The organism is Streptomyces sp. NPDC024632 (assembly GCF_055559175.1).
On sequence record NZ_JBVHLD010000005.1, the window covers coordinates 209,746 to 226,376 of the forward strand.

Here is a 16,631-nt window from a genome sequence, read left to right on the forward strand (position 1 = left end):
GCCGAGCCACACCCCGTCTCCCCCCGACCCCCCTCAGTCGCGTCCCGCTCCCCCTCCCTCCCAACCCCCGCAGCCAGACCCGGCGCCCTCTCAGCCCCAACCCGCCCAGCCAGACCCGACGCCCTCTACGCCCCAACCCGCCCAGCCAGACCCGGCGCCCTCTACGCCCCAACTCTCGGAGCCCGTCCGGCGATTGAGGACACAGGGGCGGGCGGGCGGGGGAGAGAACCCTCCTGAGGGCGGGGCGTATGACGTGGTGACGTTGGGGCGGGTGGGGGTGGACCTTTATCCCGAGCAGAGCGGGGTGGGGCTCGCGGAGGTGCGGACGTTCGCGAAATCGCTCGGCGGGACGGCCGGAAACGTGGCGGTGGCAGCGGCCCGCCTCGGGCTGCGAACGGCCGTGCTGACGGGCGTGGGTGACGACCCGTTCGGCACGTACGTCCGCACGGCGCTCAAAGGCTTCGGCGTGGACGACAAGCTGGTCACGACCGTGCCCGGGGTGCAAACCCCCGTCGTGTTCTGCGAGTTGTTCCCGCCCGACGACTTCCCGATCTACTTCTACCGGCGCCCGGTCGCGCCCGACCAGTGCCTCGAACCGGACACGCTGGACCGCGCGGCGGTCAGGACGGCGCGGGCCCTGTGGATCACCGGCTCGGCCCTCGCGGTGGAACCGACGCGCTCGACCGTCTTCGCGGCGCTGGACGCCCGCGAGGGCGGCGAGGTGTGGTTCGACCTGGACTGGCGCCCCGGCTTCTGGGAGGACCCGGCGCAGGCCCCCGCGCTGTACGCCCGCGCGCTGGCGTACGCGACGGTGGCCGTCGGCAATCTGGACGAGACGGAGATCGCGGTCGGCAGCCGCGACCCGGAGACGGCGGCCGGGCTGCTGCTGCGGCGCGGCGTGCGGACGGCGGTCGTCAAGCAGGGCCCGGCCGGAGTGCTGGGCAGAACCGCCCGCGAGCAGCACTCGGTGCCGCCGGTCCCGGTGAAGGCCGTCAACGGCCTCGGGGCCGGTGACGCCTTCGGCGGAGCCCTGTGCGCGGGCCTGCTGTCCGGGGAGCCGCTGCCCGACGTGCTCCGGGCGGCCAACGCGGCCGGTGCCCTGGTCGCCTCCCGCCTGGCGTGCGCCGACGCGATGCCGACCCGCCGGGAGATCGACGAGCTGCTGCGCGAGCCCGCGCCACCCCCCGTGCTCGCGCCACCCACCGCGCCCGCCACACCCGGCACGCCCGCCGCGCCCGCCGAAGGAGTTGAGCCCCAGTGACCCATCTGGCCGCGGGCACCGCGGCAAAGGACGGCTTCGACCTGTGGGTGGATCCGGCCGTCGCGGGCTGGTCGTACTCGTCCCTGCGGACCCTGACCCTGCCGCCGGGCGCCCTGCGCCGCTTCGCGGCCGGGGACAGCGAGTGGATCGTGCTGCCGCTGGCGGGCGGCTGCGCGGTGACGGTGACGCAGGCCGACGGCACCGAGGCCGCCTTCGAACTGCGCGGCCGGGTCAGCGTGTTCAGCGGCGTCAGCGACTTCGCGTATGTGCCGCGCGACGCGGAGGTCACCGTCGTCAGCCCCGGCGGCAGCCGCCTGGCGCTGGCGGGGGCGCGCTGCGAGCGGCGGCTGCCCGCGCGGTACGGCCCGGCCTCCGCGGTGCCGGTGGAGCTGCGCGGGGCGGGCGGCGCGAGCCGCCAGGTCAACAACTTCGCGGCGGCGGGCGTCTTCGCCTGCGACCGGCTGATCGCGGTGGAGGTGCTGACACCGGGCGGCAACTGGTCGTCGTTCCCGCCGCACAAGCACGACGAGGCGGGCCCGCACGAGTCGGTCCTCGAAGAGATCTACTACTACGAGTTCGGCGGCGGCCCGGCCGCGCTGGGCTACCAGCGCGTCTACCCCTCCCCCGCAGGTGCCACCGATGTCCTCGCCGAAGTCCGCACCGGCGACGCGGTGTTGATCCCCGACGGCTGGCACGGCCCGAGCATGGCGGTCCCCGGCTACGACATGTACTACCTGAACGTGATGGCGGGCCCGGGCGCCGAACGGGCCTGGCTGATCAGCGACGACCCGGCACACGCGTGGGTCCGCGCGTCATGGGCGGACCAACTCCCCGACCCCCGGCTGCCGTTGTACGAGGCGCCGGTCACGAAGCAGGAGGGCGGCACCGTATGAGCGTCAGACTCACCGTCGCACAGGCCCTCGTCCGGTTCCTGTCCGTCCAGTTCACCGAGCGGGACGGCGTGCGCCACCGGTCGGTGGCCGGGATGTGGGGCATCTTCGGGCACGGCAATGTCGCGGGCGTCGGCCAGGCGCTGCTGGCGGCCGGGCCCGAGGCGATGCCGTACCACCAGGGGCGCAACGAGCAGGCGATGGTGCACGCGGCCGTCGGCTACGCCAGGACCCGGCACGGGCTCTCGGCGATGGCGTGCACGACGTCGATCGGTCCCGGCGCGACCAATCTCGTCACGGGCGCGGCGCTCGCGACGATCAACCGGGTGCCGGTGCTGCTGCTCCCCGGTGACGTCTTCGCGACCCGCCCCGCCGACCCGGTGCTCCAGCAGCTCGAAGTGCCGTGGGCGTACGACATCACCGTCAATGACGCGCTGCGGCCGGTGTCGCGCTGGTTCGACCGGATCTGGCGGCCCGAGATGCTGCCCGCCTCGCTGCTCCAGGCGATGCGGGTGCTGACCGACCCCGTCGACACGGGCGCGGTGACGCTGGCGCTGCCGCAGGACGTGCAGGCGGAGGCGTACGACTGGCCGGACGAGCTGTTCCGCGAGCGGGTCTGGCAGGTGCGGCGGCCCGTGCCGGACGCGGACGCGGTGGCCGAGGCCGCCGCCCTGCTGCGCGGCGCGCGTCGGCCGCTGATCGTCGCGGGCGGCGGGGTGCGGATCTCCGAAGCGGCGTCCGCGCTGGCCGAGTTGGCGGCGGCGACCGGCATTCCGGTGGCCGAGACGCAAGGAGGCAAGGGCGCGCTGCGGTGGGACCATCCGCAGGCGCTCGGCGGCATCGGGCACACCGGTACGGCGCCCGCCGACGCGGCGGCGCGGGAGGCCGACGTGGTGCTCGGCGTCGGCACCCGCTGGACGGACTTCACCACGGCGTCCGGTGCGCTCTTCGCGCCCGACGCGCGCTTCGTCAGTCTCAACATCGCCTCTTTCGACGGCCACAAGATGGCCGGACTGGCGCTCGTCGGCGACGCTCGGGCCGGAATCGCCGCCCTGGCCGCCGAGTTGACGGGCCATCAGGCACCGGGGCGGACCTCCGAAGCGCGCCGGGCGCTGGCCGACTGGCGCGCCCGTACGGACGCTGCCTTCGGTGACGGCGGCGGCGAGGGACCGCCGTCGCAGAGCGAGGTCGTCGGGGCGCTGGACGCGGTGCTGCACGACCGGGACGTAGTGGTCAACGCGGCCGGTTCCCTCCCGGGTGACCTGCACAAACTGTGGCGGGCGCGGGACGTGGGGCAGTATCACGTCGAGTACGGCTTCTCCTGCATGGGGTACGAGATCCCGGCCGCGATCGGCGTGAAGCTGGCGGCGCCCGACCGCGAGGTGTTCGCGCTCGTGGGCGACGGCACGTACTTGATGCTGCCGACGGAGGTCGTGACCGCCGTCCAGGAGGGCGTTCCGATCAATGTGGTGATCGTCCAGAACCACGGATACGCCTCCATCGGGGGCCTGTCCGAGCAGGTCGGCGCCGAACGCTTCGGCACCGCCTACCGGTTCCGCGCCCCTGACGGGTCCTTCGCGGGCGAGCCGCTGCCGGTGGACCTCGCGGCCAACGCCGCCAGCCTCGGCCTCGAGGTCTTCACCGCCCGTACGGCCAAGGAGTTGCGCGCCGCGCTGGCCGCCGCCCGCGAGTCGCCCCGGGCGACGGCCGTGTACGTCGAGACCGACCCCGCGCGGCCCGGACCCGGCGCCGAGGCGTGGTGGGACGTCCCGGTCGCCGAGGTGTCGGACCGCCCGGCCACGCGGGCCGCCCGCGAGGCGTACGACCGGGCGCGCCCGGCACCCGGGACCCGGCCCCGTCTTTAGGGCCTGTCCGCGGGGCCTTGGGCCGGACCACCGCATGCGACGGGCGGGATCGGCACGCCCTTGCGGGCGAGCAGCGACTTGAGGGACTGGATGATCGGGAAGACCTCGTTGTTGAGGTCGGCGCCCTGGCTCTCGTAGGCGCGCTGTTCCGCCTCGACGATGACGCGGTCCTGGCCGAAGATGCCCTCGGTGAAGAGCGTGATGACCGGCCACAGCAGGTGGATCACGCCGGGGACCGGGGGCTTTTGGATCATGATCAGGCCGTAGGTGTGATTGTGGTGCTGGGCCTGGTCGGTGGGCATGTAGGCGTTCCACAGGTCGAGAGCCGGGGGCTCCTCGCGCTTGCCGTCGGTCCAGTAGCGCAGCGTCTGGTACGGGTAGCCGGTGCGGATCGTCATCAGGTCCGCGTACTTGTCGTCGTTGCCGCTGCCGATGATCAGGCGCTCGCCGAGGGACTGCTTGCCCTCGGTGCGCGAGAAGGAGTAGTCGGCCTCCAGCCAGTCCTCGCCCTCGCGGACGTCCAGCAGTTTGGCCCGGATCCGGCCCATCAGACTGCGGTGCAGGAACTGGTGGTTCATGTCCATCAGGTTCTCGTGCATGAACGAGTAGTGGCAGGCGATGTCCCGGTCGAGCACGCGCGTCTTGTACCGGCGGTCGGCGTACGAGGGCAGTTCCGGCATCGGCGTGACCTCGGCCAGTTCCTGATCGCCGGGGAAGACGAAGACGAATCCGTACGCCTCGCGGCACGCGTAACTGCGCACGCCGTTGGGCAGTTTCCGCTTCCGGTCCAGATAGGGGATGTTCACGCACGCGCCCGTGCGGTCGTACGTCCAGCAGTGGTAGCCGCAGAGCAGCCGCTCGTCCTTCACCACGCCCATGCTCAGCGGGACCTGGCGGTGGGCGCAGCGGTCCTCCAGGGCGTACGGCGCGCCCTTCTCCGGCCGGACCAGGACGATCTCCGTCCCGGCGTACTTCACGGCCAGCGTCTTGCCGCTCTTGAGGTCGCGGGACCGGGCGAGCGGATACCAGAAGTCCGGGTCGAGTCCGGTCGTGCGGGTGGTGGGGACGTCCTCCTCCGGTGCCACGTCGCGGTATTTGCGCAATGGGGGCTTCGTCTGCGGGAGCGTCATACCAGAAATACGAACGTACCGGTCAGTACGTTCGCGTGGCGGCCTCACCAAATCGTCATGACTTGGTCAAGTCCGCGTCCACGCGTAGATTTCCGGTGCCGATGTCGTGATCATCTCCGGGACCGGCGGCGGAATTCCGCCGGGCCCGGCACGGGGACCGGCGGCGCGGAACATCACTGGGGGCAGATGTGGACTGGGGAACGCTCGTCGCGACGCTCAGCGGCGGTGGCATCGCCATTTCCGGCACCGTGCTCGCCGACCATTTGCGCCGCCGCCACGAGGACGGCCGGGGCACCGACGCGCGGCGCCGGGCGGTCTACATCGACTTCATCAGCGCCACCGGGGTCTGCCACGCGGGCCTGCGCCGGATCGCCCAGAATCCGGGCGCGGAGCCGGACGTGGACGCCGCGTCGCGCGCCGCGCTCGACGACGCCGGGATCTACGAGGCGCGCGAGCGGCTCTTCATCGACGCCTCCACCGCCGTCGCGGGCGCGGGCCAGGCGATGTTCGAGCACCTGCGCGCCGTTCAGCGGGCGGTCGCGGCGGGGGCCGCTTCGACGTCCGTCGCCTTCCACGACGTCTATCACCCCTATCTCGGCGCGGTGTGGACCTACCGGGTGGCCGTGCGCAGGGAGTTGGAAGGTCTCTCCCTTTCACCGGAGGCTTTCGGCTGGTCCGAGTGGGACGGCAAGGACCGGTGCCCGATCTGCCGGGCCGCGCTCGGCGCGAGCTGATGACCGCGCTCGGCGCGAGCTGATTCCGGAATGGGCACACGGCGCGGCCCGCGTACACCCGACATGCCGTAAAGGCATTATCCGGACAGAAATTGGCGTTCTTTCGCCCGCGCGGCAACCTGTGCGCGCTCGCGTCCCTGTTCGCAGGTAGACCCAACCGCACCTGGACGCGAGGAATTCGATGACGCATACCCAAGGCAGCCGACGTCTCAGGCGCTCGGCTCTCGTGGCCGCGGCGGCTTTCGCCGTGGTCGCGGGCGGCGTCGGCGCCGCACCCGGCGCCGGAGCGGCGACGCCCGTGACCCCCAAGCTGAAGCTGGTGGCCGCCTCCACCTCGATCACCGCTGACCGCTACGACGGCGACACCGGCGTCTACCTGGACCTCGGCGCGTACCTCACCGCCGACAAGGCGCCGTTCGAACTCCGCGTGACCCGTAAGTCGTACAAGGACCCGGTGGTCGTCGCGCAGGTGACGCGCGGCGGCTCGAAGACGGTCACGAAGAAGCTGTCCGCCGGGCTGGTCAAGGACTTCGCCGGGCTGCCGGGCTTCCTCCAGGTGACCATCACCGACAGCAAGGGCGTGAAGGTCGCGAGCACCAGCGACACCTTCTGCCCGAACTCCGCGGCGGGCCGCATCCGTCCGGACGCCCCGGCCACCTCGCCGTACCCGGACGGCTGCTCCGACAACCCGTTCACGCTCGGCTCGGTGTGGGGCGTCCAGAAGGGCTGGGCCGCGGCGGCCTCGCAGGGCATCGGCCCGGACGGCGGGGTCGACCTGAAGGCCGGCACGTACACCGCGAAGATCTCCGTGGCGAAGAAGTACCGGGACGTGTTCGGGATTCCGAACGACCAGCCGACGGTGAAGGTGACCGTGCGGACCGTGCAGGACGGGTCGGGCGCGGCGCGGTCGCGGATGTCGGCCGCGCTGCCGGGCGGACAGCCGCGCGCGGGCTCCGCGCCGGGCACGCTCAGGGCCGCCGCGCACCGGCCGACGGGCGCCGCGGGCGTGCCGTCCAACGTGCCGAAGCCGGACCTGCGGGCGCTGCCCGCGTACGGCATCGCGATCACCGACGGCAGCGACGGCGGTGAGGGCGACACCCCGGCCACCGGCACCGACTACCTGGCCTTCAGCGCCACCGTGTGGGACGCGGGCCCGGCGCCGCTGGTCGTGGACGGCTTCCGCACTCCCGGCAAGGAGAAGATGGACGCCTACCAGTACTTCTACGACGCCAAGGGCAAGCAGGTCGGCTACACGCCCACCGGCACCATGGAGTGGGACCCGCGCGTCGGCCACCAGCACTGGCACTTCTCGGACTTCGCCAGCTACCGGCTGCTGAGCTCCGACAAGAAGCTGATCGTCCGCAGCGGCAAGGAAGCCTTCTGCCTGGCCAACACCGACGCCATCGACTACACGGTGAAGAACGCCAACTGGCACCCGAACAACACCGATCTGGCGACCGCCTGCGGTGAGCACAGCGCGCTGTCGGTGCGCGAGGTGCTGGACGTCGGCAACGGCGACACGTACTCGCAGTACCGCCCGGGCCAGTCCTTCGACATCAGCAAGCTGGCGAACGGCACGTACTACATCCAGGTGATCGCCAACCCCGACCACCGGCTCAAGGAGAGCAGTTACGGCAACAACGTGGCGCTGCGCAAGGTGATCCTGGGCGGCACGCCGGGGCACCGCACGGTCAAGGTGCCCGCGTACGAGCTGGTCAACGCGCCCTGATCCAGCGCGCGTTGACCGTCCGGGGTCCGGCCGCCTCCCCTCCTCGCGGCCGGGCCCCTCTTTCGCGCTCTTCGCGTCCTTCGCGCGCGGGCCGCGGGCTAGGGTGACGTGATGATCGAGATTCCCGAGGACTTCGCGCGCGGCACGGTGGCGCGGGAGGCGGAGCGGGGCCGCGAGTGGATCGCCGCGCTGCCGACGCTCGTCGACGAACTGCTCCAGCGCTGGGACTGCGTACCGGAGGCGGCCGTCGTCCACGGGCAGGTCGGCGTGGTGCTGCCCGTACGCGACGGCGAGGGCCGGTCCGCCGTCCTCAAGGTCTCCTTCCCGCACCCCGGGAACGTCCACGAGCCGGACGCCTTCGCCGTGTGGGGGCGGCGGCATGGTGATCCGGACTGGGTGGTGCGGGCCACGGATGTCCTGGCGGACCTGCTCGTCTGAGGGCCGGGATCACCGATGCCGGGGCGGGCGGACGTATAAAGGAGCGCATGGACTCCTCGCAGGCCGACGCCTACCTCCAGCGCATCGGGGCCGAACGGCCCGCCGTCCCCGACGCGGCGGGGCTGCGCGAACTGCACCTGCGGCATCAGCTCGCCGTCCCCTTCGAGAACCTGTCGATCCACCTCGGCCAGGACATCGTGCTCACCGAGCCCGCGCTCTTCGAGAAGGTCGTCACGGACCGACGGGGCGGATTCTGCTACGAGTTGAACGGCGCCTTCGGCGCGCTGCTGCGCTCGCTCGGCTACGGGGTGGAGCTGCTGGCCGCGCGGGTGTACGGGAAGGACGGCCGCGTCGGGCCGCCGTACGACCATCTCGCGCTGCGGGTACGGACGGCGGACGGCGAGACGTGGCTGGCCGATGTCGGCTTCGGCCGCCACAGTCACTTTCCGCTGCGCTACGCCGAGCGGGGTGAACAGGTCGATCCGGGAGGGGTGTTCCGGATCGCGGACGCCGATGCCGACGCCGACGCCCACTCGGACGCGGGGGATTTTGTCGTCGTGCGCGACGGTGAGCCGCAGTATCTGCTGGAGCGGCGGCCCCGGCTGCTGGCGGACTTCGAGGCCACCTGCTGGTGGCAGCGCACCTCGCCCGTCTCGCACTTCCGCACGTCCCTCATCTGCTCCCGCCTCACCCCCGAGGGGCGCGCCACGCTCAGCGGGCGCACCCTCGTCCTCACCGCCTCCGGCACGCGCGAGGAGCGCGAACTCCCCGACGCCGAGGCCGTGCTCGCCGCCTACCGCACCCACTTCTCGCTCGACCTCCCCCGCGAGCCCGCCGTCACCCCACCCACACCGCCCGCAGCGTGACCTGCTCCGGGGCGCGCCGGCTGTGCGGGCCCAGCGTCGCGTACCCGCCGGTGCAGTCCGCCCCCGTATAGACCCGCACCGTCTCCCCCGTCTCGTTCCACGGCGCGTACGCCGCCCCGTACGCCCTCGGCCCGATCACCTCCGGCAGCACGAGGCACTGCCCGCTCGGCGGGTCGGTCAACACACTGGTCAGCGGCCCCTGCCGCGTCATGAACGTGTACGAGAATCTGCCGGTCGCGGCTGCGGCGCTTCCGTCCGGCAGACACGTCGCTGCCGCGAGCAGGCCCGTCGTCACGGCGACGGCGGCGGTACGCGTGCGCATGCGGCCCCTCCCAAGGTCGGCTTCTCCGCCCCCGAAGCTACGGCTGACGCCGTCCTCTCCCCGCAAAACCGTTCCCCCCGGCGAGCCGCCGCCATCTGGGACACAGGAAGGTGCGTTCCCCGCGCCCCTGAAAAGATCAGCTCACCGCCCACGGCAACGAACCCGCCAGCGCCCGCGCCGAAGGATGGGTGCGGGGCGGAACAGGGGGCAGGCTTACCGCAGGTCTCATGCTCCTCTCATGTCACGTTGCGGTGACAGCTGCCCCCACCCCCGGCGAAAGGCGAGGCGGCTGCCGGTACCGTGCTGATCGCGTGCACCGCCCCACCGGCGCACGGTCCGTTCGCGCCCGCGCGCTTCGGTGCGCCCGCGCAGCAGCCCGCAGCCTCAGGAAGGACGGCGATACGCCGTGTACCGCTGGGAAACCACGCGAGCCGCACTGGCGCAGCGGGTGTTCGCCACGATCCGTAGCGAGAGTTACGACCAGGCGGCGGCGACGGCGGACACGCTGCTGTCCGCGGGGCTGACGACGCTGGAGATCTCGCTGACGACGCCCTTCGCGCTGGAGGCGGTGACGACGCTGGTGCGCGAGGTCGGGGACGACGCGGTGATCGGCGCGGGGACCGTACTGGACGCGGTGTCGGCGCGGATGGCGATCGACGCGGGCGCGCGGTTCCTGCTGTCGCCGAGCCTGGACGAGGACGTGCTGAAGACCGGCCACCGGTACGGCGTACCGGTGTTCCCCGGGGTCGCCACGCCCGGCGAGGTGGTGCGGGCGATGGAGCTGGGCGCGGACGCGCTGACGCTCTATCCGGCCACCTCGTTCACCCCCGCGTGGGTCACCGACGTGCTGGCGATCATGCCGCAGGCGGCCCTGCTGCCCTGCGGCGGCATCACCGTGGCCGACGCGCCCTCGTGGGTCGCGTCGGGCGCCGTCGCGGTCGGCATGGGCTCGGCGCTGACGTCGGGCGACCGCGAGACCGTGACGAAACGGCTGACCGAGCTCCTGGAACGGCTGGCGGACACCGTCTGAACGCCGTGCCCCCTGGTTAGGCTGGTCCGTGGGGGACGCGGACCCGAGGGGGAGCTGTGAGCACACCGGAGACGGTGGATCTGCATGTCTACGCCCGCGCGTACGGCGAGGACTTCACCGCCGACCCGTACCCCGTCTACGCGCGGCTGCGCGAGCGCGGCCCCGTCCACCACGTCCGGACGGCGGACACCGGCGCGATGTGGCTGGTCGTCGGGCACGACGAGGCGCGCGCCGCGCTCGCCGACAGCCGGCTGAGCAAGAACTGGCAGTCGCTGCTGCCCGACGGCGACGTCTCGGGCGGCTTCGCCAGCCACATGCTGGACGCCGACCCGCCCCGGCACACCCGGCTGCGCAAGCTGGTGTCACGGGAGTTCACCCCGCGCCGCGTCGAGGCGCTGCGCCCGCGCGTCCAGGCGATCACCGACGACCTCGTCGAGGCGATGCTGCCCGGCGGGAGCGCCGACCTCGTCGACGCCCTCGCCTTCCCGCTGCCGATGACCGTCATCTGCGAACTGCTCGGCGTGCCCGACCTGGACCGCGAGGCGTTCCGCGGCTGGTCCAACGAGATCGTCGGCCCCACCGGCCCCGAGGCCGAGGCCGACGCGGTCCAGGCCATGTCGGAGTACCTGGTCGAGCTGATCGAGGACAAGCGGTGCACCGCGCCGCGCGACGACCTGCTGAGCGCGCTGATCCGTACGCGGTACGAGGACGGCGACCGGCTCTCGTCCGACGAACTGGTGGGCATGGCCTTCCTGCTGCTGGTCGCCGGGCACGAGACGACCGTCAACCTCATCGCCAACGGCGTCCTCGCCCTGCTCCGGCACCCCGACCAGCTCGCCGCCCTGCGCGCCGACCCCGGACTGCTCGACGGCGCCGTCGAGGAGATGCTGCGCTACGACGGTCCGGTGGAGACCACGACCTGGCGGTTCGCCCGCGAGACCCTGGAGATCGGCGGCGTACGCGTGCCCTCGGGCGACTCCGTCCTGATCGCCCTCGCGTCCGCCGACCGCGACCCCGGCCGCTATCCGGCGCCCGACACGTTCGACATCCGCCGCTCCCCGCAGGGGCACCTCGCCTTCGGCCACGGCATCCACTACTGCCTCGGCGCGCCGCTGGCCCGGCTCGAAGGCCGGATCGCCGTCAGGACCCTGCTGGACCGCTGCCCCGGCCTGGCGCTCGCCGCCGACCCGGCCGCCCTGACCTGGCGCCCCGGCCTCCTCATCCGCGGTGTGCACCGCCTCCCGGTGACCTTCTGACCGCTCTCCCCGGCCAGGGCCCGTGCGGGGGCAGGCTCTAGAATCACGGCGGCGGCCGAGCCGTACGCGCGCGCCCCTTACCTGCCAGGAGGCACCCCGTGTCAGTCGTCGCCGTCCCCGGTTCCAAGTCGGTGACCGCCCGGGCGCTCTTTCTCGCCGCCGCCGCCGAGGGCACCACTGTGCTGCGCCGGCCGCTGCTGTCGGACGACACCGACGGGTTCGCGGAGGGCCTGACCCGGCTCGGGTACCGCGTCGAGCGCGATCCGCAGGCGTGGCGGATCACCGGCCGCCCGTCGGGGCCCGCCGTGCCGGAGGCCGACGTGTACTGCCGCGACGCCGCCACCGCCGCCCGCTTCCTGCCCGCGCTGGCCGCCGCGGGCCACGGCACGTACCGTTTCGACGCGTCCGCGCAGATGCGCCGCCGCCCGGTCGCGCCGCTCACGACGGCGCTGCGCTCGCTGGGCGTGGACCTGACGCACGAGGAGGCCGAGGGGCATCTGCCGCTGACGGTGGTCGCGGACGGTCTCAAGGGCGGGGCGATCGACCTGGACGCGGGGCTGTCGTCGCAGTTCCTGACGGCGCTGCTGCTCGCGGGGCCGCTGATGGCCGAGGGGCTGCGGATCCACGTCACGGACCTGGTCTCCGCGCCCTATGTGGAGATCACGCTGGCGATGATGCGGCGCTTCGGCGTCGAGGTGGCGCGCGAGGGCGCGACCTTCGTGGTACCGCCGGGCGGCTACCGCGCCGTCGACTACCCGATCGAGCCCGACGCCTCCACGGCCAGCTACTTCTTCGCCGCCGCCGCGCTGTCCGGCCGCACCGTGACCGTGCCGGGGCTCGGCGCGGACGCCCTCCAGGGCGACCTGCGCTTCGTGGACGTCCTGCGGTCGATGGGCGCCGACGTCGAGATCGGCCCGGACGCCACCACCGTCACCGGCACGGGCCGCCTGAGCGGTCTCACCGTCAACATGCGGGACATCTCGGACACGATGCCGACGCTCGCGGCCATCGCGCCCTTCGCCGACGGGCCGGTCCGTATCGAGGACGTCTACAACACCCGCGTCAAGGAGTGCGACCGGCTGGAGGCGTGCGCGGAGAATCTGCGGCGCCAGGGCATCACGGTCACCACGGGACGCGACTGGATCGAGATCGCGCCGGGGGCCCCCGCGCCGGTCGAGATCGCCTGCCACGGGGACCACCGCATCGCGATGAGCTTCGCGGTCGCCGGGCTGCGCACGCCGGGCACCACCTTCGACGAGCCGGGCTGCGTCAAGAAGACCTTCCCCGACTTCCACTCCTTCTTCGCCTCGGTGCGCGCCGACTGGGGCGTGTGACCGACACTCCGTGCCGGACCCCGCCCCGGCCGGAACGGCGGCGGCCGGGGTCAGCCCGCGTGCGTGGAGAACAGACCTCCGGTGGGCCCCTGCTTGTCGCCGCCCTGGGACTTCTTGAGGGCGTTGGCGAGTCCTTCGATCGTCATGGACTGGAGGATGACCCGGCCGTTGCCTTCGAGGGTGGCCAGGGACAGGCCCTCGCCGCCGAAGACGGCGTTCATGACGCCCTGGCGGTTGAGGCCGCCGATGCGCTGGACGCCGTACTGGATGCCCTCCTCGAAGGCGACGATGCAGCCGGTGTCGACCTCGATCCGGCCGCCGAACTCGGCGGGGTTGAGGTCGATGAAGTTGCCCGCGCCCGCGATGATCACGGTGCCGGTGCCGGTGAACTTCTCCAGGACGAAGCCCTCGCCGCCGCTCATGCCCTGGCGCCCGCCCGCGAAGGCGATGCCGAACTGGACGGTGGACTCGGCGGCGACGAAGGCGTCCTTCTCGGCGAACCAGGCGCGTGAGCCGGTCAGTTCGAGGGCGCGCATCTCGCCGGGGAGCACACCGGCGAAGCCGACGGTGCCCTCGCCGCCCGAGGCGGTGAAGTACTGGAAGGCCAGCGACTCCCCGGCCAGGGCGCGCTGGCCGACCTGCATGGCGGTGCCCATGGCCTGCCGGAGCATGCCGCCCACACCGGAGCCGCCGGAGCCGGACCCGGAACCTGAACCTGAACCGCCCGAGCCGGGGCCGCCCAGCCGCGTCTCCATCGACACGTTGGCCGTCTTGAACAGGAACTTCCCCGCCTCGCAGTACACCGTCTGGCCCGGGCTGAGGGTGCAGACGGCCATCTGCATGGCGTTGCCGACGATCTGCTGCTGGAGGGTCACAGCGGTACTCCTAGGACGACGGGCAAAGGCGCGGCGGGCGGGTGGCCGCCGGCCCGAGCGTAGCCCCGGCGCGGCACACCACCAGCCTCACCGTCAACGTATCGCCCGCGCGATCCGGTTCCGCGCCGGACCCGGGCCGCCGTGTGCCGGGCCGCCGCCGTCGGGCCCTGCGGGCTGCGCGGGCAGCCGTACGGTCCGCTCGCCGCCCGCGTCGAGGAAACGGGCCAGCGGCAGTGTCGCGGCGCCCACGGTGACCGCGTCGGCGCCGAGCCTGCCCAGTTCGATGGAGGTCTGCGCGCAGGGGTGGTGCAGGGAGTACGCGGCGGCGACCTCGCGGACGGTGGGCAGCAGCCGGGGGCCGAGCAGCAGTCCCGCCCAGCCGCCGATGACGATGCGCTGCGGGTTGAAGAGGTTGATCAGGTCGGCGATCCCGGCGCCGAGGTATTCGGCGGCCTCGGCGAGCAGTCCCCCGGCCTCGGGGTCGTGGTCGGCGGCGGCGATGAGAGCGGCCAGGCCGGTCTCCTCGCTGACCCCCGTGGGCGCCGACGGCCAGCGGCCGAGCAGTGCCTCGGCGCCGACGTACGCCTCCAGGCAGCCGCGTGAGCCGCAGCGGCAGGTGCGCCCGCCGACCCGCAGCGTGGTGTGGCCCCACTCCCCCGCGCTGCTGCTCGCGCCGCGGTACGGGGTGCCGTCGGCGACCACGGCCGCGCCGACGCCGGAGCCGATGAGGGCGATGACGACGTTGCCGGAGCCGCGTCCGCCGCCGAACCACATCTCGGCCTGGCCGAGGGTCTTGGCACCGTTGTCGATGTAGAGCGGAAGGGCGGTCCCGGCGCGCAGCAGGCGGCCGAAGGGGACGGCTTCCCAGCCGATGGTCTGGCCGTGCACGACGACGCCGTCGCCCTCGCCGGGCGCGTTGTCGCCCTGCTCGACGATGCCGGGGACGCCGATGCCGACGCCGAGCACCTCGCTGTCGTCGATCCCGGCCTCGCGGACCACGGACTCGATGCCTTCGAGCGCGAGCCGTACGACGTGGTCGACGTCGTGGCCGCTGTCGGACAACGGCAGGTCGGCCGCGGCCCGTTCGGTCAGCGCGAGGTCGAACAGCTCGACCCTGACGCGGGTCTCGCCGACGTCCACGCCGACCACGTATCCGTATCCGGCGGAGACCTGGAGCAGGATGCGCGGCCGGCCGCCGTCGGACTCGACGGCACCCGCCTCCTCGACCATGCCGTCGGCGATCAGCTCGCCGACGACGTTGCTGATCGACCCGGCGCTGAGGCCGGTGTCCCGGCCCAACTCCTGGCGGCTGAGGGGTCCCTCGAAATACAAATGACGCAGAAGCGATGCACGGTTGCCCCGCCGCAGGTCACGCACTGTTCGCTTGCCGCGTTCAGCCACTTTGTCGCCCTCCCGTCTCGTCCGGCGTGAATCTATCGCTGCACAGGGTCTTGACGCCACCTTTTCTCACAAGTTAAATCACGGCCTGAATTAAGGCACAGGCGCTGTTCACTTCCTGAAGCGAACCCACCTCTGAGAGGGACCCGTTATGCGCACCTCCAGCACCTCCAGCAGACTCCTCGCGGCCACTGCCCTCGTGGCCGCGCTCGGTCTCACCGTCTCCGCCTGTGGCGGCTCGGACGACAGCAGCAGCGGCGGCAAGAGCACCAGTGGCGGCGGCGGCAAGACGCTGACGTACTGGGCCAGCAACCAGGGCACCAGCCTGGACAACGACAAGCAGGTGCTCACCCCCGAACTCGCCAAGTTCACCCAGCAGACCGGCATCAAGGTCAAGCTGGAGGTCATCCCGTGGTCCGACCTGCTCAACCGGATCCTCGCGGCGGCCACTTCCGGCCAGGGTCCCGACGTGCTGAACATCGGCAACACCTGGTCCGCCTCCCTCCAGGCCACCGGCGCCCTGCTGCCCTTCGACGACGCGACCTTCGCGAAGATCGGCGGCAAGGACAAGTTCGCGCCCGCGTCGATCGCCGCCGCCGGCGCGGCCGGCAAGGACCCGGCCGCGGTGCCGCTGTACTCGATGGCGTACGGCCTGTACTACAACAAGAAGATGTTCGCCGACGCCGGCATAGCCAACCCGCCCAAGACCTGGGACGAACTGGTCGCCGACGGCAAGAAGCTCACCAAGGACGGCCACTACGGCCTCGCGGTCGAGGGCGGCAACGGTTCCGAGAACATCCACCACGCCTTCGTGCTGGCCAAGCAGCGGGGCTCCGACTGGTTCGACGCGTCCGGCAAGGCGACCTTCGACACCCCGAACAACGTCGCCGCGGTGAAGCAGTACGTCGACTTCATCGCCAAGGACAAGATCGCCGCGAAGGGCAACGCGGAGTACGCGCAGAACCAGACCATCACCGACTTCGCCACCGGCAAGGCCGCGATGATGATGTGGCAGTCCGCCGCCACCTCGATCAAGTCGCACGGCATGAACCCCGACCAGTACGGCGTGGTTCCCGTCCCGACCCTCCAGGCGGGCGCGACCGGCGACGCCGGTGTGACCTCGATGGTCGCCGGTATCAACATGGCGGTCTTCAAGAACTCCAAGAACATCGACGGCGCCCTGAAGTTCGTCAACTTCATGACCAGCGACGCCGAGCAGAAGACCCTCAACTCGACGTACGGTTCGCTGCCGCCGGTCAAGGCCGCGCAGAGCGACCCCGCCTTCCAGACCCCGGACCTGAAGACCCTCGCGAGCGTGCTGGGCAGCTCCGCCGCCCCGCTGCCGCAGGTCGCCAACGAGGCCCAGTTCGAGACCCTGGTCGGTACCGCGGTCAAGGACCTGTTCGCGGACGCCGCGGCCGGCAAGGACGTCTCGACCGACTCCGTCAAGGCCGCGCTGACCAAGGCGCAGCAGCAGATGCCCGCTTCCTAAGGATCGGCTCC

The 16,631-nt window shown here is 72.3% G+C and carries 15 protein-coding genes; 11 read left to right on the forward strand and 4 right to left on the reverse strand.

Annotated features, from left to right (window positions below; genetic code table 11):
- Window positions 1-193: 193 nt before the first annotated feature.
- Genes iolC through iolD form a run of 3 tightly spaced genes read left to right on the forward strand, consistent with a single transcriptional unit; the run spans window position 194 to window position 4,016 of the window.
- On the forward strand, window positions 194-1,261 hold the full coding sequence (gene iolC / locus ACZ37P_RS12625; protein WP_467346369.1) for a 5-dehydro-2-deoxygluconokinase: 1,068 nt from the start codon (window positions 194-196) through the stop codon (window positions 1,259-1,261).
- Window positions 1,258-2,154: a 5-deoxy-glucuronate isomerase gene (gene iolB, locus ACZ37P_RS12630; RefSeq protein ID WP_467346371.1), complete on the forward strand. Its 897-nt coding sequence runs from the start codon at window positions 1,258-1,260 to the stop codon at window positions 2,152-2,154. The genes iolC and iolB overlap by 4 nt, the downstream gene beginning before the upstream one ends.
- On the forward strand, window positions 2,151-4,016 hold the full coding sequence (gene iolD / locus ACZ37P_RS12635; RefSeq protein WP_391049492.1) for a 3D-(3,5/4)-trihydroxycyclohexane-1,2-dione acylhydrolase (decyclizing): 1,866 nt from the start codon (window positions 2,151-2,153) through the stop codon (window positions 4,014-4,016). The genes iolB and iolD overlap by 4 nt, the downstream gene beginning before the upstream one ends.
- Here the strand turns inward: iolD and ACZ37P_RS12640 are convergent.
- The gene (locus ACZ37P_RS12640; protein ID WP_355339031.1) at window positions 4,013-5,146 is read right to left on the reverse strand and encodes an aromatic ring-hydroxylating dioxygenase subunit alpha; all 1,134 of its coding nucleotides are present in this window, start codon (window positions 5,144-5,146) and stop codon (window positions 4,013-4,015) included. The two genes, iolD and ACZ37P_RS12640, sit on opposite strands and share 4 nt — an antisense overlap.
- A 188-nt stretch (window positions 5,147-5,334) precedes the next feature.
- On the opposite strand from ACZ37P_RS12640, the gene ACZ37P_RS12645 reads away from it, so the two are divergent.
- From ACZ37P_RS12645 to ACZ37P_RS12660, 4 genes are all read left to right on the forward strand, one after another.
- Window positions 5,335-5,880, forward strand: a complete 546-nt coding sequence (locus ACZ37P_RS12645) for a CchlQ (protein WP_188285437.1) — start codon at window positions 5,335-5,337, stop codon at window positions 5,878-5,880.
- Between the two features lie 181 nt (window positions 5,881-6,061).
- Window positions 6,062-7,609: a lysyl oxidase family protein gene (locus ACZ37P_RS12650; RefSeq protein WP_467346375.1), complete on the forward strand. Its 1,548-nt coding sequence runs from the start codon at window positions 6,062-6,064 to the stop codon at window positions 7,607-7,609.
- A 111-nt stretch (window positions 7,610-7,720) separates the two neighbouring features.
- Complete coding sequence (locus tag ACZ37P_RS12655; RefSeq protein WP_467346377.1) at window positions 7,721-8,047, forward strand: hypothetical protein; 327 nt, start codon at window positions 7,721-7,723, stop codon at window positions 8,045-8,047.
- Between the two features lie 47 nt (window positions 8,048-8,094).
- Entirely contained in the window at window positions 8,095-8,913 is an 819-nt protein-coding gene (locus ACZ37P_RS12660) for an arylamine N-acetyltransferase family protein (protein WP_467346379.1), read from the forward strand.
- On the opposite strand, the gene ACZ37P_RS12665 is transcribed toward ACZ37P_RS12660, so the two are convergent.
- Window positions 8,885-9,235 (reverse strand): hypothetical protein, encoded by a 351-nt coding sequence (locus ACZ37P_RS12665; protein ID WP_355339019.1) that lies wholly within the window; start codon window positions 9,233-9,235, stop codon window positions 8,885-8,887. The genes ACZ37P_RS12660 and ACZ37P_RS12665 overlap by 29 nt on opposite strands.
- Window positions 9,236-9,641: 406 nt before the next feature.
- On the opposite strand from ACZ37P_RS12665, the gene ACZ37P_RS12670 reads away from it, so the two are divergent.
- From ACZ37P_RS12670 to aroA, 3 genes are all read left to right on the forward strand, one after another.
- Entirely contained in the window at window positions 9,642-10,265 is a 624-nt protein-coding gene (locus ACZ37P_RS12670) for a bifunctional 4-hydroxy-2-oxoglutarate aldolase/2-dehydro-3-deoxy-phosphogluconate aldolase (RefSeq protein WP_355339016.1), read from the forward strand.
- A gap of 56 nt (window positions 10,266-10,321) precedes the next feature.
- Window positions 10,322-11,521: a cytochrome P450 family protein gene (locus ACZ37P_RS12675; protein ID WP_391049482.1), complete on the forward strand. Its 1,200-nt coding sequence runs from the start codon at window positions 10,322-10,324 to the stop codon at window positions 11,519-11,521.
- Window positions 11,522-11,619: 98 nt separating this feature from the next.
- On the forward strand, window positions 11,620-12,855 hold the full coding sequence (gene aroA / locus ACZ37P_RS12680; protein ID WP_467346382.1) for a 3-phosphoshikimate 1-carboxyvinyltransferase: 1,236 nt from the start codon (window positions 11,620-11,622) through the stop codon (window positions 12,853-12,855).
- A gap of 50 nt (window positions 12,856-12,905) precedes the next feature.
- On the opposite strand, the gene ACZ37P_RS12685 is transcribed toward aroA, so the two are convergent.
- Window positions 12,906-13,730 (reverse strand): AIM24 family protein, encoded by an 825-nt coding sequence (locus ACZ37P_RS12685; protein ID WP_467346384.1) that lies wholly within the window; start codon window positions 13,728-13,730, stop codon window positions 12,906-12,908.
- A 93-nt stretch (window positions 13,731-13,823) separates the two neighbouring features.
- Window positions 13,824-15,131, reverse strand: coding sequence for an ROK family transcriptional regulator (locus ACZ37P_RS12690; RefSeq protein ID WP_355339004.1), 1,308 nt, complete (start codon window positions 15,129-15,131; stop codon window positions 13,824-13,826).
- 148 nt (window positions 15,132-15,279) lie between these two features.
- On the opposite strand from ACZ37P_RS12690, the gene ACZ37P_RS12695 reads away from it, so the two are divergent.
- Window positions 15,280-16,620 (forward strand): ABC transporter substrate-binding protein, encoded by a 1,341-nt coding sequence (locus ACZ37P_RS12695; protein ID WP_391163612.1) that lies wholly within the window; start codon window positions 15,280-15,282, stop codon window positions 16,618-16,620.
- The last annotated feature ends 11 nt before the right edge of the window (window positions 16,621-16,631 follow it).